This window comes from Actinomadura sp. K4S16, assembly GCF_008327685.1.
Lineage (GTDB): Bacteria > Actinomycetota > Actinomycetes > Streptosporangiales > Streptosporangiaceae > Spirillospora.
Genome location: NZ_BDDE01000019.1, coordinates 82,613 through 100,389, shown reverse-complemented (window position 1 = coordinate 100,389; position 17,777 = coordinate 82,613). Strand labels below are relative to the sequence as shown.

16 protein-coding genes are annotated in these 17,777 nt (G+C 73.1%); 8 read left to right on the top strand and 8 right to left on the bottom strand.

Annotated elements, in window-relative coordinates; translation table 11 throughout:
- Nucleotides 1-35: 35 nt before the first annotated feature.
- From K4S16_RS30545 to K4S16_RS30530, 4 genes are all read right to left on the bottom strand, one after another.
- Nucleotides 36-647: a PaaI family thioesterase gene (locus K4S16_RS30545; RefSeq protein ID WP_149262528.1), complete on the bottom strand. Its 612-nt coding sequence runs from the start codon at nt 645-647 to the stop codon at nt 36-38.
- Nucleotides 644-2,821, bottom strand: a complete 2,178-nt coding sequence (locus K4S16_RS30540; RefSeq protein ID WP_149262527.1) for an acyl-CoA dehydrogenase — start codon at nt 2,819-2,821, stop codon at nt 644-646. The genes K4S16_RS30545 and K4S16_RS30540 overlap by 4 nt, the downstream gene beginning before the upstream one ends.
- A gap of 7 nt (nt 2,822-2,828) precedes the next feature.
- Nucleotides 2,829-3,989, bottom strand: coding sequence for a steroid 3-ketoacyl-CoA thiolase (locus tag K4S16_RS30535; protein ID WP_149262526.1), 1,161 nt, complete (start codon nt 3,987-3,989; stop codon nt 2,829-2,831).
- A 92-nt stretch (nt 3,990-4,081) separates the two neighbouring features.
- The gene (locus K4S16_RS30530; RefSeq protein ID WP_149262525.1) at nt 4,082-5,680 is read right to left on the bottom strand and encodes an acyl-CoA synthetase; all 1,599 of its coding nucleotides are present in this window, start codon (nt 5,678-5,680) and stop codon (nt 4,082-4,084) included.
- Nucleotides 5,681-5,854: 174 nt separating this feature from the next.
- Between K4S16_RS30530 and K4S16_RS30525 the strand changes: the two genes are divergently transcribed.
- Nucleotides 5,855-6,775, top strand: a complete 921-nt coding sequence (locus tag K4S16_RS30525) for a 3-oxoacyl-ACP reductase (RefSeq protein ID WP_149262524.1) — start codon at nt 5,855-5,857, stop codon at nt 6,773-6,775.
- A 70-nt stretch (nt 6,776-6,845) separates the two neighbouring features.
- Here K4S16_RS30525 and K4S16_RS30520 read toward each other — a convergent pair whose 3' ends face one another.
- The 3 genes from K4S16_RS30520 to K4S16_RS30510 are packed head-to-tail and all read right to left on the bottom strand — an operon-like array spanning nt 6,846 to nt 9,099.
- Nucleotides 6,846-7,622, bottom strand: a complete 777-nt coding sequence (locus tag K4S16_RS30520; RefSeq protein WP_149262523.1) for an SDR family oxidoreductase — start codon at nt 7,620-7,622, stop codon at nt 6,846-6,848.
- Nucleotides 7,623-7,638: 16 nt separating this feature from the next.
- The gene (locus tag K4S16_RS30515) at nt 7,639-8,388 is read right to left on the bottom strand and encodes an SDR family NAD(P)-dependent oxidoreductase (protein WP_149262522.1); all 750 of its coding nucleotides are present in this window, start codon (nt 8,386-8,388) and stop codon (nt 7,639-7,641) included.
- 48 nt (nt 8,389-8,436) lie between these two features.
- Nucleotides 8,437-9,099: a TetR family transcriptional regulator gene (locus K4S16_RS30510; RefSeq protein WP_235037178.1), complete on the bottom strand. Its 663-nt coding sequence runs from the start codon at nt 9,097-9,099 to the stop codon at nt 8,437-8,439.
- A 205-nt stretch (nt 9,100-9,304) separates the two neighbouring features.
- Here K4S16_RS30510 and K4S16_RS30505 point away from each other — a divergent pair, with 205 nt between their 5' ends.
- The 3 genes from K4S16_RS30505 to K4S16_RS30495 all read left to right on the top strand — a co-directional run bounded on the left by K4S16_RS30505 (nt 9,305) and on the right by K4S16_RS30495 (nt 13,271).
- Nucleotides 9,305-10,825, top strand: a complete 1,521-nt coding sequence (locus K4S16_RS30505) for an FAD-binding protein (RefSeq protein ID WP_149262520.1) — start codon at nt 9,305-9,307, stop codon at nt 10,823-10,825.
- Nucleotides 10,822-11,988: a serine aminopeptidase domain-containing protein gene (locus K4S16_RS30500; RefSeq protein ID WP_149262519.1), complete on the top strand. Its 1,167-nt coding sequence runs from the start codon at nt 10,822-10,824 to the stop codon at nt 11,986-11,988. Before K4S16_RS30505 ends, K4S16_RS30500 begins: the two co-directional genes overlap by 4 nt.
- Nucleotides 11,989-12,161: 173 nt before the next feature.
- Nucleotides 12,162-13,271 (top strand): ferritin family protein, encoded by a 1,110-nt coding sequence (locus tag K4S16_RS30495; RefSeq protein ID WP_149262518.1) that lies wholly within the window; start codon nt 12,162-12,164, stop codon nt 13,269-13,271.
- 41 nt (nt 13,272-13,312) lie between these two features.
- Here K4S16_RS30495 and hsaA read toward each other — a convergent pair whose 3' ends face one another.
- Nucleotides 13,313-14,479: a 3-hydroxy-9,10-secoandrosta-1,3,5(10)-triene-9,17-dione monooxygenase oxygenase subunit gene (gene hsaA, locus K4S16_RS30490; protein WP_149262517.1), complete on the bottom strand. Its 1,167-nt coding sequence runs from the start codon at nt 14,477-14,479 to the stop codon at nt 13,313-13,315.
- Between the two features lie 143 nt (nt 14,480-14,622).
- Between hsaA and K4S16_RS30485 the strand changes: the two genes are divergently transcribed.
- Genes K4S16_RS30485 through K4S16_RS30470 form a run of 4 tightly spaced genes read left to right on the top strand, consistent with a single transcriptional unit; the run spans nt 14,623 to nt 17,601 of the window.
- A complete protein-coding gene (locus K4S16_RS30485) occupies nt 14,623-15,780 on the top strand; it encodes a Rieske 2Fe-2S domain-containing protein (RefSeq protein ID WP_149262516.1) in 1,158 nt (385 codons plus the stop codon).
- Complete coding sequence (locus K4S16_RS30480; RefSeq protein ID WP_149262515.1) at nt 15,777-16,013, top strand: ferredoxin; 237 nt, start codon at nt 15,777-15,779, stop codon at nt 16,011-16,013. The genes K4S16_RS30485 and K4S16_RS30480 overlap by 4 nt, the downstream gene beginning before the upstream one ends.
- Nucleotides 16,010-16,816: an SDR family NAD(P)-dependent oxidoreductase gene (locus K4S16_RS30475; protein WP_200842211.1), complete on the top strand. Its 807-nt coding sequence runs from the start codon at nt 16,010-16,012 to the stop codon at nt 16,814-16,816. The genes K4S16_RS30480 and K4S16_RS30475 overlap by 4 nt, the downstream gene beginning before the upstream one ends.
- Nucleotides 16,813-17,601 carry an SDR family oxidoreductase gene (locus K4S16_RS30470; protein ID WP_149262514.1) on the top strand — a complete coding sequence of 263 codons (789 nt, stop codon included), beginning with the start codon at nt 16,813-16,815 and terminating at the stop codon, nt 17,599-17,601. The genes K4S16_RS30475 and K4S16_RS30470 overlap by 4 nt, the downstream gene beginning before the upstream one ends.
- Nucleotides 17,602-17,777: the final 176 nt, after the last annotated feature.

The following is a 17,777-nucleotide window of genomic DNA, read 5'->3' as shown; positions in this document are numbered from 1 at the left end:
CGGCAGGCAACACGCGTATCGAGCATCTGTGCGGGTCAGCGGGGGCGGGGTGGGTGTTTGGCTATGAAGAGGCCCTCGGCGGTCACGCAGTCGTGGCCGCCGGCCTGGATCGCTCCAACCGTGCGGATCTTGCGGCCGTCGACGGAGACCTGGCGGGCGCTGATCGTGAGGGGCTCGAACAGGGGCGTCAGGCGGTGGTAGCGCAGGGTCAGTTCCGCCGTCATGCCCGACTTGCCCGCCCAGCCGTTCGCCACGCCGAGGGTGTGGTCGAGGAGGAGGGCCGAGATTCCGCCGTGGACGCTGGACGGCGGCCCCTGGTAGGGCAGGCCCAGCGTCGCGGTGGCCTCGATGGTGCGGGAGTCGGCGGCGGTGTATTCGAGGGGCGGGGCGATCGGGTTCTCCGGGCCGGTGACCGGGTCGTGGCGGGTGTTGCCGTCGCCGCGCCACATGTGCACCAGGCGGTCGCGCAGCGGCGGGGCCGCCGCCTCCAGATCGTCGGCCACGGCGTTCAGGCGGTCGGCCACGTCGGACATGTCGGCACCCGAGAGGTCGCCGGAGCGGACCAGCGCGTCGAGGACGCGGCGGGCCGCCGCGGCGGCCGCGTCCACGCCGGTCGCCTGGAGCTCGGCCTGCAGATCAAGGGTCATGACGCCGCCTGCGGGTCGCGCGGGAGGCCGAGGAGGCGCTCGCCGATGATGTTCAGCTGGACGTCCGTGGTGCCGCCCGCGATCGACATGTTGCGGGAGTTCAGGAACATCCAGGTCGGGTCGTCCATCCCGCCCTCGCCCTCGCCGGAGAGAGCTTCGGGGCCGATCCAGTCGACGGCCGTCTCCCACACCTGCTGGATGTGCTCGACGCCGATCAGCTTGCCGATGCTGGACTCGGCGCCCGGCTGGCCTCCGGCGAGGGAGCGCAGGGTGGTGCGCAGGCCGAACAGGCTGCTCGACTGCGCGTCGCAGAGGATGCCGCCGAGCGTGGTCAGGCGCTCGTCGTCGGCGTCCGTCGCCAGCTTGAGGAGGGCCTCGCCGCCGCTGCCCAGGGACGAGTCGTTCGAGAGCGAGACGCGTTCGTTGGCGAGGGTGGTGCGGGCGAGCTTCCAACCGTCGCCAGGCGCGGCCACGAGGAGGTCGTCGGGGATGAAGACGCCGTCGAGGAACACCTCGTTGAAGAGGGTGTCGCCGGTGAGTTCGCGCAGCGGGCGGATGTCGATGCCGGGCGACTTCATGTCCAGCAGGAAGTAGGAGAGTCCCCTGTGCTTCGGGACGGACGGGTCGGTGCGCGCGAGCAGGATGGCCCAGTCGGCCTCGCGGGCCATGGACGTCCACACCTTCTGGCCGGTGATCCTCCAGCCGCCCTCCACCTTCTCGGCGCGGGTGCTGAGGGCGGCGAGGTCGGAGCCCGCGCCGGGCTCGGAGAACAGCTGGCACCAGCGGATGTCGCCGCGCAGCGAGGCGGGCAGGAACCGCTCGTGCTGGGCGGACGAGCCGTGCGCGATCAGCGTCGGGACCACCCAGTTGCCGATGACCATGTCGTGGGCGCGCAGGCCGGCGGCGCGCATCTCCTCGGCGATGACGAGCTGGGTCACGGCGCCGGCGGCCTTCCCCCAGGGCTCGGGCAGGTGCGGGGACGTGTAGCCGCGGTCGGCGAGGTAGGCCGTGCGCTCCTTGCCGGTGAGCGCCTTCGCCGGTTCGAGTTCCGCGCGGACGTCGGCGCGGACCTGCTCGGCCTCCGGGGGGAGTTCGACGCGAAGTTCGCGGCGGACGCCGTCGAGCGTGAGGCGGGCGACGCGGCGGCGCCAGGACGCGGTGGAGCCGAGCAGGACGCGGAGGGTCTGGGCACGGCGCAGGTAGAGGCTCGCGTCGTGCTCCCAGGTGAAGCCGATGCCGCCGAGGGTCTGCACGCAGTCCTTCGCGGTCTGGAACGCGGCCTGGACGCTGGTCGCTCCGGCGACCGCCGCCGCCAGCGACGCCTCCGGCGTCCGGCCCTCGTCGTGGCCGCGGGCGGCGTCCCAGGCGCAGGCACGGGCCTGCTCGGCGTGCGCGAGCATGCGGGCGCAGCGGTGCTTGACGCCCTGGAACTGCCCGATGGGACGTCCGAACTGCTCGCGGACCTTGGCGTACTCGGCGGCGGTCGTCGTCGCCCGGTCGGCCAGACCGGACGCCTCGGCGGCGAACAGCGCCGCCGCGAGGTCGCGTACTGCCTGCGTGTCCAGGTCCAGGACCGAAGCTTCGGGGACGGTCAGGTTGTCCAGGCTGATCCGGGCCAGCCGCCGGGTCAGGTCGTGGCTGGGCAGTTCGTCCACTCTCGCGGCGTCCCGGGGCAGCACGATCCAGGCCGTCGCGTCGCCGTCCTTCGCCGGGAGGACGAGGACGTCCGCCGGCGGGGCGCCCAACACGGGACCAGAGGTGCCGGTCACCGTGACCTCGCCGCCCGCGCGCGACAGCGCGAGGCTTCCCGCCTCCAGCGCCACCGCGCCGACCGTGCTCCCGTCGGCGAGGGCGGGCAGGTGCTCGGTGTGGCCCGCCCGGTGCAGGACGGCGCTCGCCAGCACGGTCGGGAGGAACGGCCCCGGAGTGACGGCGCGTCCCAGCTCCTCCAGGACGACGGCCAGTTCGACCAGACCGTAGCCCGCGCCGCCCGCCTCCTCGGGAAGGTGCAGGCCGAGCAGGCCCTGCGCGGCGAGGTCGTCCCAGAACGCGGGCGCCTTCTCCCGCTCGGCGTCCACCGCCGCGCGGACGGCCGCCGAGGTCACCTGCCGGGAGGTGAACGCGCGCACGGCGTCGCGCAGGTCGCGGTGCTCCTCGGTCAGTCCGATGGTCATGTGCTCCTCAAATCCGTTCGATGATGGTGGCCGTGGAATGCGCGCCGCCCGCGCACATCGTGACGAGCGCCGTCGACCTGTCCGACCGCTCCAGCTCATTCACGGCCTGCGTGATGAGGCGGGCGCCGGTGGAGCCGACCGCGTGGCCGAGCGCGATGGCGCCGCCGTTGACGTTGACCCTGTCCATGTCCGCGCCGAGCACGGACGCCCACGACAGGACGACCGACGCGAACGCCTCGTTGATCTCCACGAGGTCGATGTCGGACAGCTTCATGCCGGCCCGTTCCAGGACGTGCCGGGTCGAGTCGATCGGGCCGTCCAGGTGGTAGTACGGGTCGGAGCCCACCATCCCGGACGCGACGATCCGGGCACGGGGGCGCAGCCCCAGCTCGGCGGCCCGGTCCGCCGACATCAGCAGCACCGCCGCGGCGCCGTCGCTGATCTGCGAGGAGTTGCCCGCGGTGTGGATGCCGTCCGGAATGACCGGCTTCAACCCCGCGAGCGCCTCGGCGGTGGTGTCGCGCAGGCCCTGGTCGCGGGTCACGACGGCGGTCTCCCCGGTGGGGCCCTCCCTGGTCATGACCGGCGCCTCGATCTCCAGGATCTGCCCGGCGAACCGGTCCTCCGCCCATGCCGTCCCGGCCTTGGCCTGCGACGCCAGCCCGAGCGCGTCCGCGTCCTCCCGGGTGATGCCGCGCAGCTTCGCGATGCGCTCGGCGGCGGTGAACTGGTCGGGCATGTCCAGTTCCCAGCCGTCCGGCGCCGGGCTGCCGGTCTCCGGCGTGAGCGCCTGGCCGAGGAAGACCCGGCTCATCGCCTCGACGCCGCAGCCGATCCCGGTGTGGACCGCCCCGGACGCGATCAGCCCGGCGACGATGTGCACGGCCTGCTGGGACGACCCGCACGCGCAGTCGATCGTCGTGCACGCCGTCCGGTACGGCAGGCCGGCGTACAGCCAGGCGTTGCGGGTCACGTTGTTGGACTGCTCGCCCGCCTGCGTCACGCACCCGCCGACGACCTGCCCGACCGTCGCGGCGTCCACGCCGGCGCGTTCGAGCAGCCCGCGCTGCGTCGCCCCGAGCAGCTGCACCGGGTGGAGCCCCGACAGGGCCCCGTACCGCTTGCCGACCGGGGTCCGGACGGCGTCGACGATGACGGCTTCGGGCATGAAGACGCTCCTTCACTGCGAACACGCTGAACTGGGGCAAGCTGATCGGTCCGCCGCCGGTGGTCCGGCGGCGGCGTTCTCGGGGCCGGAAGTCAGGCCGTGGGGGTCTCGCCGGTGAGGACGCGTTCGGCCCAGCGGTAGTCGGCCTTGCCGCTCGGGGAGCGGACCACCGGGGTGAAGGCGACCAGGGCCGGGAGCTTGTAGCCCGCCAGGTGGGCCCGGCAGTGGGCGCGCAGGTCGTCGGCGGTGGCGGACGTCCCGGGGCGCAGTTCGACCACGGCGGCGACGCGTTCGCCGAAGCGGTCGTCGGGGACGCCCGCGACCAGGGCGTCCATGACCGCCGGGTGCGACTTGAGCGCCTGCTCGACCTCTTCCGGGAAGACCTTCTCGCCGCCGGAGTTGATACAGCCGGAGCCTCGCCCGAGGACGACCACCGTGCCGTCGGCCTCGACGCGGGCCATGTCGCCGAGAATCGACCAGCGCCTGCCGTCGATGACGGGGAACGTCCGGGCGGTCTTCACCGGGTCGTTGTGGTAGCCGAGCGGGACGTGACCGGAGCGGGCGACATAGCCGACCTCGTCCGAGCCGGGCGGAATCGGCTTCATGTCCGTGTCGATGACGGTGACGCGCGGGCCGGCGGCGAGCCGCATGAGGCCGTCCTCGCCCACGCTGATGCTCCCGTCGACACCGGACTCGGAGGCGCCGAAGCCGTTGGCGATGTGGAGACCGGGGACCAGCTCGGCGAACTCCTCCTGGACGCTCCGCGACAGGATCGCGCCGCCGGACCCGAGCACCTTGAAGGACGACAGGTCGTGGCGGGAGCCGTGCGCGCGGATCGCGTCCGCGAGCGGGCGGGCGATCGCGTCCCCGACCACCGCGACGATCACCGGCTTCTCGCGGTCGATCAGGCCGAGCGCCTCGACCGGGTCGAAGCGGCGCATCAGGATCGTCGTGGAGCCGGTGAACAGAGCCATCAGGAGCGTGTAGGCGGCGGCGCCGTGCATCAGCGGCATGGTGAGCAGATAGCTGAGCGCGAACCCTTCCCGTGCGGCCTCGGCGAGGGACTCGGCGGTGAGGTGCGGGTCGCCGTAGGGGTTCCCGCCCCTCACGGCGGCCATGTAGAAGTCCTCGTGGCGCCAGACGACCCCCTTGGGCAGCCCGGTGGTGCCGCCCGTGTAGAGGACGTAGCGGTCGTCGGCGCTGCGGCCTTCCCGGAGGGACGGGTCGGGCTCGCACTCGTCCGCCTCGTACGCGGTGACGTCGATCCGGGGCGGCCATGCCGCGGAGCCGCCGTCCGTCCCGACGACCGCCACGTGGCGGAGCGCGGGGCAGTCGCCGGCCACCCGGGCGGCGGCGGGGGCGAACTCCGCGTCCACGACCAGGCCCGCCAGCTCGGCGTCGGTGTAGATGTGGCGCAGCTCGCGGTCGGTGTACCGGTAGTTGACGTTGACCGGGACGGCGCGGGCCTTCAGGCAGCCGAGGAGCGTCTCGACGTACTCGGCGCCGTTCAGCATGTGGACGCCGACGTGCTCCCCGGGAGCGATGCCCGCCGCGCGCAGCCGGTGCGCCACCGTGTCCGCGCGCCGGTCGAGCTCGGCGAAGGTCAGCCTGCGGTCGCCGCAGACCAGGGCGGGACGGCCGGGCACGGCCGCGGCCACCGCCTCGAAGAGGGTCGCCAGGTTCAGCGTCATGGCGCGAGACTAGAATTCATTCTCATCAGCGGGCAACCGATGTCCCGCTCAGCGGTCGCCGCCACTCGCACTACCTGCGGACATCCGCTCAGCGGGACGCCTCCGGCGGCGAAACTAGAATACGTACTAGCCTCCCCGGCGGACGATCCCGAACACCGACCCCGGAGGCTCCGGATGAACGCTGACCTCTCCCTGGCGGGCCGCACCGCCGTCGTCACCGGCGCGGGCGCGGGGCTGGGCCGCTGCGAGGCCCTCGCCCTGGCCGCGCGGGGCGCCAACGTCGTCGTCAACGACATGGGCCCGGCCGCCGAGGAGGTCGTCGCCGAGATCAAGCAGGCGGGCGGCCAGGCCGTCGCGGTGACCGGGGACGTCGGCGACTGGTCGATGGGCGACACGCTGGTGTCGGCCGCCGTCGACACGTTCGGCTCGCTGGACGTGGTGGTCAACAACGCGGGCGTGCTGCGCGACAAGATGCTGTTCAACCTGTCGGAGTCGGACTGGGACGACGTCATCCACGTCCACCTGAAGGGCCACGCGTCGGTGTCGCGGGCCGCCGCCGTGCACTGGCGCGCCGCGAGCAAGGCCGCGGGCGGTCCGGTCTACGGACGGGTGATCAACACCGCGTCGGAGGCGTTCCTGTTCGGGTCGGCGGGCCAGCCGAACTACTCGGCGGCGAAGGCCGGCATCGTCGCCCTCACCCTGTCGACGGCGGCGGGCCTCGGCCGGTACGGGGTGCGCGCCAACGCGATCTGCCCCCGCGCCCGGACGGCGATGACCGAGGCGACGTTCGCCGAGGGCACCTCCCCCGGCGGGCTCGACTCCATGGCGCCCGAGCGGGTCGGGACGTTCGTCGGCTACCTCGCGTCCCCGGCGGCGGAGAAGATCAGCGGGCAGGTGTTCGTCGTGTACGGCGACATGGTCGCGCTGATGGCCGCGCCGACCGTGGAGCACAAGTTCACCGCCGCGGAGGGCGTCTTCTCCGTCGAGGAGCTCGGCGAGCAGATCACCCCGTACTTCGAGGGGCGGGACGCGCACCGGACCTACGCCGCCTACAGCGTCGCCTCGCTCGACAACACCGGCACCAGCAAGTACTGATGCCCCCGAACGCCGGTGGCCGCCCTCGGCGCGAGGGGCGGCCACCGGTATTCCACGCGGGCGGTCGCGCTCAGAAAACGTCCGGGCCGCGGAGGGTGGCCTCGGCGCCGCCGTCCACGTAGATGACCTGGCCGGTCATGTGGGTGTTGACCGGGGAGATCAGCCAGCGCAGCGCCTCCGCGATCACTTCGGGGCCGGCGAAGCCGTTCAGCGGCATCGGGACGGCCTCCTTCATGATCTCGAACATGCCCTCGTCCTCGAACAGCGGGACGGTCATCGGCGTCTTGACGACGCCCGGCGCGATCGCGTTCAGCGGGATGCCCGCGCCCGCCCACTCGGGGGTGGCGCAGACCCGGCGCATCCACTGCGCCAGCGCCGACTTCGACGACGGGTAGAGCCGGCCGCCGGCGCCGCTCTCCTCGACCTTCGTCGCCGCCGCGATCGCCGCCGGCTCGTCCAGCTCCAGGCAGGCGCGGACGGTGTCGTCGTCCACCGGGTGGGTGCCGGAGATCGAGCCGACCACGGCGGCGCGCGGCGCCTCGGCCTTCGCCAGCGCGGGACGCAGCCCGTCCAGCAGCCCGACGACGCCGAAGAAGTTCACCTTGACCGGCATGACCGTGAAGTCGGAGACGCCGGCGCAGGCCACGACGGCGTCGAGCCGCCCGCCCGCCTTCTCCAGGGTCTCCGCGACCGCGCTCGCGCGGCCGTCGGGGACGCTGAGGTCGGCGCAGACGTCCGCGTCGTGGCGGTCGATCCCGATGACGGTCTCCCCCGCGTCGCGGAGCATCCCGGCGAGGGACTCGCCGATGCCGGACGCCGAGCCGCTGACGGCGATGGTGCGTGCCATGGTGGGGTTTCCCCTCTCAGGTGTGGGCGCCGCCGTCGACGCGGAGGTCGGCCCCGGTGAAGTAGGCGGCGTCGGACGAGGCCGCGAACGCTATCGCCGCCGCGATGTGCTCGGGCTCGGCCGCGCCGTAGTAGGAACGGATCTTGCTGAAGTAGGTGAGGTCCAGCCCGTCGGGGAACATGCCCGGCGCCCTGGTGAGCGGGGTGTCGACGGCGCCCGGGGAGATCGGCACGACGCGGATGCGGCGGGCGGCCAGCTCGGCGGCGAGGCTCAGCGAGAACGCCAGCACGGCGCCCTTGGACGCCGCGTACGCCGTCATGAACGGGTTGCCCTGGGTCGCCGCCAGCGAGGCGGTGTTGACGATCACGCCGGTGCGGTCGGGGAGGTGCTTGAGCGCCTCGCGGCAGAACAGGGCGGTGCCGACCAGGTTGACGGAGAACATCCGGTGCAGGTCGTCGACCGTGAGGGTCTCGATCGGGGTGGTCTTGTGGACGCCCGCCACATTGACGAGGACGTCGATGCCGCCGAGCGTCTCCGCCGCGCCCGCCACGGCCGCGACCACGGCGGCCTCGTCGGTCACGTCCGCCACGCGGGTGGCGACGGTGCCGGGGCCGCCCGCCGCGGCGGCCGTCTCGGCGAGGCCGGGCTCGGAGACGTCCACGGCGTAAACCGCGGCGCCCTCGGCGGCCAGGCGGATCGCGGTGGCCCGCCCGATGCCCGACGCGGCCCCGGTGAGCAGCACTTTCACGCCGTCAAAGCGATTCATGGCGGCACGCTAGCCGCCGTCGCGGGCCGTCCGCCGGGACCATCCCGATCACCGGGAGGCGTCGGTCCCGCCGTCCGGCGCGCCGCCCGTGCCGCCGCCTCCCGGGGCGTTCGAGCGGGGCGCGAGCAGCAGCTTGCAGGCCAGGCGGATGTCGCTCTCGACGTCGGCCATGGACGCGCGGCCGTTCAGGCTCGACTGGAGCACGCCGTACCAGCACTGCATCAGCAGCCGGACGAGCGTGACGTCCTGCGCGGTCGGCACCTCGATCCCCACCGCCCGCAGCAGGATCTCCCGGAACGTGTTGTCGATGTAGACGGTGTCGGCGACGGTCGCGACGTGCGCGGTGTTGGACGCGTGCAGCATCGACGTCGACAGCACGGGCTGCGCCATGAGGTGGCGGCTGGCCTGCACCAGCAGGTCGGCGACCGCGTCCTCGGGGCTCGTGCCGGGCGCGGGCTCGGTGACCTGGTCGCGGAGCCGGTCGACCTGCTTGGCCATCACCGCGGTGAACAGGTGGACCTTGGACGGGAAGTACCGGTACAGGGTGCCGATCGCGACCCCGGCGGCCTTCGCGACCTCGTGCATCTGGACGCGTTCGAGGGACTTCTCGGCGCCGATGCGGGACGCGGCGCGCAGGATGCGCTCGCGCCGGTCGTGCTGCTCCGGCGAGCTCGGCTCGGCGGACAGCCTGCCCGCTGCGATCCTCGCCACGGTCCTCCCCCGGTCCCCTCGTGTCCGGCCGGTCTCGTCCCGCCGGTCCCGTCCTGCTGTTCCCGTCCTGACAGGGAACAATATCCGGGCTCCCGGCCGTCCCCGCGAACGTCCGTACCGGTCAGTGGGACCGTCCGCCCCTCCCGGCGCGGGCCGCGCTCTACGGTGTGCCGCGCCGAGATCCCGAGGTCGGAGGGGCTGCCACATGGGACGAGCCGGGTGGGACGACGAGTACGACGTGGTGGTGGCCGGCTCCGGGGCCGGGGCGATGGCGGGCGCGCTCGCCGCCGCGTCGGGAGGGCTGCGCACCGCCGTCCTGGAGAAGACGGGCCTGCTCGGCGGGACGTCCGCGTACTCGGGCGCGGCGATCTGGCTGCCGGGGACGCGGGTGCAGGAGCGCGCCGGGCTCGCCGACTCGACCGAGGGCGCGCGGGCCTACCTGCGCGCGCTGCTGGGCGACGCCGAGGAGGAGCGCCGCGAGGCGTTCCTGGAGACGGCTCCCGAGCTGGTGGATTTCCTGGAGGGCGACCCGGCGATCGAGTTCCGGTTCCAGGCGTTCCCCGACTACTTCGACGCGCCGGGACGCCTCGACATGGGGCGGTCGTTCGTCCCGGTGGAGCTGCCGTCCGAGCGGCTCGGGGAGCTGGCGGGGCTCGTCCGGCCGCCGGTCGACCGGGACAGGGCGGGCCGGGGGCACTCCGCGTCCAGGCCGCTGGCGCAGGGCCGGGCGCTGATCGGGCGGCTGCTGCTGGCGTTCACCGCGACCGGCGCCGGGGAGGTCCGCACCGGCACCGCCCTGACGGACCTGGTCGTCGAGGACGGCCGGGTGGCCGGGGTCGCGGCGATGACGGCGGACGGCCCGGTGCGGCTGCGGGCCCGGCGCGGCGTCCTGCTGGCGGCGGGCGGGTTCGAGGCGTCCGCCGCGCTGCGGGCCGAGCACGGCGTGCCGGGCGGCGCGGGCTGGACGATGGCCCCCGACGGCGCGAACACCGGCGACGCGATCGAGGCCGCCGTCCGGATCGGCGCCTCCACCGGCCTGCTCGACCAGGCGTGGTTCTGCCCCGGCCTCGTCACCCCCGACGGCGGGCCCGCGTTCACGCTCGGGTTCCGCGGCGGGCTGATCGTGGACGCCGCGGGCCGCCGGTTCGCCAACGAGTCCCTCCCCTACGACCGGATGGGCCGCCGGATGGCCGCCGCCGAGGGACCGTTCCACCTGGTCTGGGACTCGCGGTCGGACGGCCTGCCGGCGGTCTCCGTCCCGCCGCTGCGGGCGGACGAGCAGCTCGCCTCGGGCGCCTGGGTCCGGGCGGACCGGCTCGACGAGCTGGCCGGGATGATCGGGGTCCCGGCGGACGCGCTCACCGGCACGGTCGAGCGGTTCAACGGCTTCGCCGCCAAGGGCGCCGACGAGGACTTCCACCGCGGCGAGGACGCCTACGACCTGTACTTCTCCGGCGGCGGGCCGTGCGTCGTGCCCCTCGACCGGCAGCCTTACCTCGCGGCGCGGGTCGTCCTCAGCGACCTCGGGACGAAGGGCGGGCTGCGCACCGACGCCGACGCCCGGGTCCTGGACGGCTCGGACCGCCCCATCGCCGGCCTCTACGCCGCCGGCAACACCAGCGCCTCGTTCACGGGCCCCGTCTACCCGGGGCCCGGCGTGCCGATCGGGTCGGCCATGGCCTTCGCCTACCGCGCCGTCCAGGACATCAGGAGGAACCACACGTGAGATCCACCGGAAGGGCCGCCGTCGCGGCCGCCGCGCTGGCCGGGGTCGCGCTGGCGGGGGTCGCCGCCGCGCCCGCGCAGGCCGCTCCGGCGAAGCGCGGGACGCTGGTCGGCGTCCGGCCGCTGGCGAACGCGGCGGCGCTGCCCAGCGCGTCCGCCAACCGGTTCGTCACCTACGTCTCCGAGGGCGTGGGCGGGAAGCGGATCACGGTGTCGGGAACGGTCGCCGTCCCGAAGGGCACCCCGCCGCGCGGCGGCTGGCCGGTGCTGAGCTGGGCGCACGGCACCACCGGGACGGCCGACGCCTGCGCCCCGTCCGCGGACACGGCCGGCGGTCCGGCCCACGACTACCTGTCGATCACCGAGTCGTACCTGGACAGGTGGGTCGCGAACGGCTTCGCCGTCGTCCAGACCGACTACGAGGGCCTCGGCACGCCCGGCGGGCACCCGTACATGAACGGGGCCGGCGAGGCGAACACCGTGACCGACATCGTCCGCGCGGCCCGCAGCGCCGACCGCCGCATCGGACGCGACTGGTTCGTCGCCGGACACAGCCAGGGCGGGCAGGCCGCGCTCTACACGGCGGCGGCCGGTCAGAAGCCCCGCGACATCCGGCTCAGGGGCGCGGTGTCGATCGCGCCCGGCTCGAACATGAGCCAGACCGCGCAGTACGTCAGGGCGCAGTACCCGGGGGCGGAGACCGCGCTGCCGTTCCTGTTCGTCCTGCTGAACGGCGCCTATGCGGCCGACCCGTCGATGCCGCCCGAGGACCTCCTGACCCCCGAGGCCGCGTCGGTCGCCAAGGCGGGCCGGACGAACGCCTGCCTCGCGCAGCTGCGGCAGCTCGGCGCGAGCCTGCCGCTCGACAAAGTCTTCCGCCCGGACGCCGACCTGACGCGGTTCGAGAGCTACTACGACTCGCAGGAGGCGCTGGGCCTGACCCTGAAGGTCCCGACGCTGGTCGTCCAGGGCACCGCCGACCGCGAGGTCTCCCCCGCCGCGACGCGGAACATCGTCACCGACCTGTGCAAGCGCTACGGGACCGTCGCCTACCGGACGTTCGAGGGCGCCGACCACCGGGGCGGCGTCACCGCGTCCTTCGAGGCGTCGCTGGCGTTCGCCCAGGCCGTCCGCAGGGGCGAGACACCGTCCACGACCTGCTGAGCGCACGCGCGGTCCCGTCCGCGGTTCCGTCCACTGGACCGCGGGCGGTACCGCGCCCGAGCCAGCAACTTGACCCTCTATGGGCCCGATTCGGGTGGTGCTTATGACCGCCGCTCACTACATGTAGTAATTGTCCGACTGCATGGAGTGAACGACCGTCTGAGAGGAAGAAGATGACCACCTCAGGGCTCACCCGGACCTGCGCCGGCCTCGCGGGAGCGGCGATGCTGATCGGGACCCTCGTCCCCGCGACGACCGCCTCGGCCAAGGAGCCGCCGTCCGCCTCGGCCGCGGAGTCGCCGTCCACCTCCACGGCGATCGCCTGGCGCAGGACCATCGAGAACACCCTCACCGCGATGCGCGGCGAGGCCCTGGCGCATGCGAGCTACCACTTCTACGGCGAGCAGGCCGGGTACGAGCATCTGCCCAAGGTGCGCGCACTGTTCGCGAAGACCGCGCACACCGAGCTCCACGACCACTTCACCAAGGAGGCGCAGCTCATCCACTACGTCCGCGACGACGCCGCCAACCTGCGCAGGAGCATCGCGGGCGAGATGGAGGAGGCCACCCGCACCTACCCGCGGTTCGCCAAGGAGGCGCGGGAGGACAAGGACTACAACGCCGCCCGCCTGTTCACCGAGCTCGCGGGTGACGAGAGGTCGCACGCCCGCAACTTCGCGAAGGCGCTCTACGCGATCACGCATCACCGCGGGGAGATCCCGGAGGGCCCGACCGTCGACCCCGTCAAGGTCGTCGCGGGCAAGCCGAAGGTGCACTCGGCGAGGACGCTCCGCAACCTGGAGACGGCCCTGCGCGGCGAGTCGTTCGCGAACGCGAGCTACACGCTCTACGCCGAGCACGCCAGGGCCCGCAGCCCGAAGCTCGCCCAGCTCTTCGAGCGGACCGCCGCGGTCGAACTCACCGAGCACTTCGCCGAGCTGGCGAACCTCGCCGGGTACGTCCACCGCACCAGGGAGAACCTGCGCAAGAGCATCGCCGGCGAGACCTACGAGGCCACGAAGATGTACCCGGGCTTCGCCCGCACCGCCCGCGAGGAGCGCGCCTACCGGGCCGCGGCCCTCTTCACCGAGATCGCCGGTGACGAGGCCGCCCACGCCCGCGCGTTCGCGTACGCGCTCAAGCACCTCCACCACCACGGTCACCACGGCAAGCACGAGGAGCACGGCCAGCACGGCCAGCACGGCCAGCACCACGGCCAGCACGGCCAGCACGGCCAGCAGAGCCAGCAGAGCCAGCACCACATGATGGGCGCCGACTTCTGACACGGCCCCGGCGCACGCCCCCCGAGGGCGTGCGCCGGGTGTCAGACCAGGTTGTCCTCCACCTTGAGCCCGAACTCGCCCCGTCCGTACATGGACAGGGCGTGTTCGACGTCATTGGCGACGTGGACGCTGCCGGCGTGGGCGTCGCGCCAGGCGCGCTCGATGACGTTGCCGCGGTGCAGGGAGTTGCCGCCCGCGGTCTTGAAGAGGATGTCGATGGCCTCGATGGCGCGCTCGGTGCCGCGGACCTGGTCGCGGCGGGCGCGCAGCCGCAGCTCCATCGGGATCTTCTCGTTGCGGACGGCGTACTCGTGGATCTCGCGGACGTTGCGGTCGGTCTGCAGGATCGCCGCGTCGATCTCCGAGGCGGCGCGGGCGACGGCGACCTGGGCGAACTGGTCCTCGACGAAGCGGCCGCCGCCGAGGCTGAGGCGGATCCGGTCGCGCATCCGGGCCACGTACAGGTCGTGGCAGCCGGACGCCATCCCGATGACGCTGGCCGCGACGGTGCTGGTGAAGATCGTCCCGAAGGGCATGCGGTAGAGCGGGCCCGTGTTGACCTTGCGGCCGGGGTTGCGGAGCTGGGCCTGCTCGAAGTTGCGCATCGCGCGGTGCGACGGTACGAACGCCTTCTCCACCACGATGTCGTCGCTGGCGGTGCCGCGCAGGCCCATCGAGTCCCAGACCTCGGCGATCTCGTAGTCGCGGCGCGGGACGAGGACGGTCATGAAGTCGACCGGGCGGCCCTCGGCGCCCACGACGAGCGCGCCGAGCAGCGCCCATGAGGCGAACTCGCAGCCGGACGAGAACGACCAGCGCCCCGTCACCTCGTAACCGCCGTCCACCGGGGTGAGGCGGCCGATCGGGGCGTAGGAGGAGGCGATGAGGGTGTCCGGGCCGGCGCCCCACACCTCGCGCTGCGCCTCGTCGGCGAACAGGCCGAGGTGCCAGGAGTGGACGCCGAGCACCGCGGCGACCCACCCGGTCGAGCCGCACGCCCCCGAGATCGCGCGGATCACCTCGTAGAAGGCGACCGGGTCGTCCTCGGCGCCGCCGTACCGGGTGGGCTGGAGCATCCGGAACACCCCGGCGGCGGTCAGCTCCCGGATCGACTCGGCGGGGATGCGTCCCTTCTCGTCCACGGACCGGGCCCGCTCGGCGATGCCGGGCAGCAGTCCGCGCACGGCCTCCAGGACCTCGTTGCTCATCCCCGCTCCTTTCCTAGTACGGCCATTGCAGGAGACCATGGTCGCGCGTCGGCGCGGGGACGCGCGTCCCGGCCACCGGGACTCGGCGGTCGGGACGGTGACCTGCGACCTAACGTTCGAATCACCCGTCCATCGCCGAAGGGATGATCCACGTGACCGCAACCGAGTCGGACGCCGTCCGCGCCATCGAGGCGGAGGCGATCAACCGCCGTTTCGCCCGGGGATGGCACTGCCTCGGGCTGGCCGAGAAGTTCCGGGACGGCAAGCCCCACACGGTCGACGCGTTCGGGCAGAAGCTCGTGGTCTTCACCGGTGAGGACGGCAAGACGAACGTCCTGGACGCCTACTGCCGGCACATGGGCGGGGACCTGTCCCAGGGCACCGTGAAGGGCAACGAGATCGCGTGCCCGTTCCACGACTGGCGCTGGGGCGGCGACGGCCGCTGCAAGAAGATCCCTTACGCGCGCCGCGTCCCGCTGCGGGCCCGCACCGCCGCGTGGCCGACGATGGAGCAGGACAAGCTGCTGTTCGTCTGGAACGACCCGGAGGGCAACAAGCCGCCGGAGGACGTGACGATCCCGGTGATCGAGGGCGCCACCCGCGACGACTGGACCGACTGGCGCTGGACGGAGACGGTCGTCCACACCAACGCCCGCGAGGTCATCGACAACGTCGTGGACATGGCGCACTTCTTCTACATCCACAAGTCGTTCCCGACGTACTTCAAGAACATCTTCGAGGGCCACACGGCCACGCAGATCATGAAGGGCCGGACGCGCGAGGACGCGCGCCGGGAGGGCGGGGGCGGCGGGCCGCGGATGCTCGGCAACACCTCCGTCGCGTCCTACCACGGCCCCTCCTTCATGATCGACGAGCTGACGTACCACTACGAGGGGTACGACCTGCACTCGGTCCTGATCAACTGCCACTACCCGATCGACGAGAACTCGTTCTCGCTGCACTCGGGGATCATCGTCCAGCACAGCGACGCGCTGCCGCCCGAGGCGGCCGAGGCGACCGCGCAGAAGCTGTCGGAGTTCATCCTCCTCGGCTTCGAGCAGGACATCGAGATCTGGCGGAACAAGGCCCGCATCGACAACCCGCTGCTGTGCGAGGAGGACGGCCCCGTCTACCAGCTGCGCCGCTGGTACGAGCAGTTCTACGTGGACGTCGCCGACGTCACGCCGGAGATGACCGACCGGTTCGAGTACGAGATCGACACGACCCGTCCGGTGGAGTCCTGGCAGAAGGAGGTCGACGCGAACATGGCCCGCCGGGAGGCCGAGGGGGCGTCGGCGTGACGACCCGCCAGGACGAGCGCCTCCTGGACGGGCCGCTGCTGCCGGTGAGCTGCCGCCGCTGCGCCGCCGAGGTGCTGGTGCGCAAGTCGAGCTGGGAGCAGACGAGCATCCAGTGGAACGCCGAGGCCAGGGAGGCGTGCACGGGTCTGGACGACCCGCACGCGACCTGCCCGGCGCTCCGCTCGGCGATCCAGGAGGCCGCGCTGAACGGCGCCATCACGGTGGTCGAGTGACGGGCGGTCCGGTGGCGGGCGGCCGGCTGGCCGGGCGGGTCGCGGTCGTGACCGGCGCGGGCGAGGGCATCGGGCGCGGCATCGCCCGCCGCTTCGCCGCCGAGGGGGCCCGCGTGCTCGTCGCGGAGCTCGACCCGGAGTCCGGGGAGCGGGTCGCCGCGGAGATCGGGGCGGACGCCCGGTTCGTCCGGACGGACGTCACCGACAAGGCGCAGGTCCACGCGATGGTGGCCGCGGCCGTCGACACGTGGGGCTCGGTGGACGTCCTGGTCAACAACGCCTGGGGCGCCGGGACGGTGGGCCGGGTGGAGGCCAAGACCGACGAGCAGCTCGCCCGCGGGTTCGCGACGGGCTACTACGGCCCGCTGTGGGCGATGCAGGCCGCGTTCCCGCACATGAAGGCCCGCGGGTGGGGCCGCGTCATCAACATGTGCTCGCTGAACGGCGTGAACGCCCACATGGGGACCCTCGAGTACAACTCGGCCAAGGAGGCGCTCCGCACGCTGACCCGCACGGCCGCCCGCGAGTGGGCGCCGACCGGCGTCGTCGTCAACGCGATCTGCCCGGGCGCCAAGAGCGCCGCGTTCCGCCGGATGGCGGCCGCGCACCCGGAGATCGAGGCGGCCGCCGACCGGGCCAACCCGATGGGCCGCCTCGGCGACCCGGAGGCCGACATCGCCCCCGTGGCGGTGTTCCTGGCGTCCGAGGACGCCCGCTACCTGACCGGAAACACGCTGTTCGCGGACGGCGGCTCGCACATCAACGGCGTCGCCTGGACCCCGGACCTGGACGGAGAGCAATGATCGACCGATACGGCCCGTGGGCCGTCATCGCGGGCGGCTCGGAGGGCGTCGGCGCGGCCTTCGCGCACCGCCTCGCCGACGCCGGCCTGAACCTCGTGCTGATCGCCCGCAAGCCGGGGCCGCTGGCGGAGACGGCCGCGGCCGTCCGCGCGAAGGGCGTCGAGGTGCGCACCCTCGAACTGGACCTGGTCGCCCCGGACCCCGTCAAGGCGGTCCGCGAGGTGACCGACGGCCTGGAGGTCGGGCTGCTGGTCTTCAACGCGGGCGCGAACAGCTACGGCCACGAGTTCGTCACCGGCGGCCTGGACCGCTTCCAGGGCGTCATCGACCTCAACATCACCGCGCAGCTCGCGCTGACGCACCACTTCGGCGCGCTGATGAAGGAGCGGGGCCGCGGCGGCATCCTGCTGGTCGGCTCCCTCGCCGGCTACATGGGCCAGCCGCAGATCAGCATCTACTCGGCGGTGAAGGCGTTCGGCCGCGTCTTCGCCGAGGGGCTGTGGCTGGAGATGCGCGAGCACGGGGTGGACGTCCTGGAACTGGTCCTCGGCGTGACCCGCACCCCGGCGATGGAGCGCGCCGGCCTCAACATGGACATGCCGGGCCTGAACGTCGCCGAGCCCGACGACGTCGCCCGCGAGGGCCTCGAACACCTGGCGGACGGCCCGGTCTGGGTCGCGGGCGGCAACTACGACCTGGCACGCAAGCGCGCCGGCTTCCCTCGCGAGAAGCTCGTCGCGGGGGCGCACGCCGCGATGAAGCGAATGCTTCCGAAACCGTCCTGACACCCGCCGCGGCCCGCGTCCAGTGGGGGTGATGGACGCCGCGCCGCCCGAGGCCCGCCTCATCGCCGTCGATCTGCCCGGCATCGATCGGATTTCACTTGTCTTCCCCTCTCACACCCCTTCAGAATCAGCTGCAAGCTTCCGTGAGGCGCACCTCGATCCTGCGAACAGGGGGC

Coding starts and splice junctions, on each gene's coding strand:
- K4S16_RS30545 (WP_149262528.1), bottom strand. CDS start 647: ATGACCCTTGATCTGCAGGCCGAGCTCCAGGCGACCGGCGTGGACGCG.
- K4S16_RS30540 (WP_149262527.1), bottom strand. CDS start 2,821: ATGACCATCGGACTGACCGAGGAGCACCGCGACCTGCGCGACGCCGTG.
- K4S16_RS30535 (WP_149262526.1), bottom strand. CDS start 3,989: ATGCCCGAAGCCGTCATCGTCGACGCCGTCCGGACCCCGGTCGGCAAG.
- K4S16_RS30530 (WP_149262525.1), bottom strand. CDS start 5,680: ATGACGCTGAACCTGGCGACCCTCTTCGAGGCGGTGGCCGCGGCCGTG.
- K4S16_RS30525 (WP_149262524.1), top strand. CDS start 5,855: ATGAACGCTGACCTCTCCCTGGCGGGCCGCACCGCCGTCGTCACCGGC.
- K4S16_RS30520 (WP_149262523.1), bottom strand. CDS start 7,622: ATGGCACGCACCATCGCCGTCAGCGGCTCGGCGTCCGGCATCGGCGAG.
- K4S16_RS30515 (WP_149262522.1), bottom strand. CDS start 8,388: ATGAATCGCTTTGACGGCGTGAAAGTGCTGCTCACCGGGGCCGCGTCG.
- K4S16_RS30505 (WP_149262520.1), top strand. CDS start 9,305: ATGGGACGAGCCGGGTGGGACGACGAGTACGACGTGGTGGTGGCCGGC.
- K4S16_RS30495 (WP_149262518.1), top strand. CDS start 12,162: ATGACCACCTCAGGGCTCACCCGGACCTGCGCCGGCCTCGCGGGAGCG.
- hsaA (WP_149262517.1), bottom strand. CDS start 14,479: ATGAGCAACGAGGTCCTGGAGGCCGTGCGCGGACTGCTGCCCGGCATC.
- K4S16_RS30485 (WP_149262516.1), top strand. CDS start 14,623: ATGATCCACGTGACCGCAACCGAGTCGGACGCCGTCCGCGCCATCGAG.
- K4S16_RS30470 (WP_149262514.1), top strand. CDS start 16,813: ATGATCGACCGATACGGCCCGTGGGCCGTCATCGCGGGCGGCTCGGAG.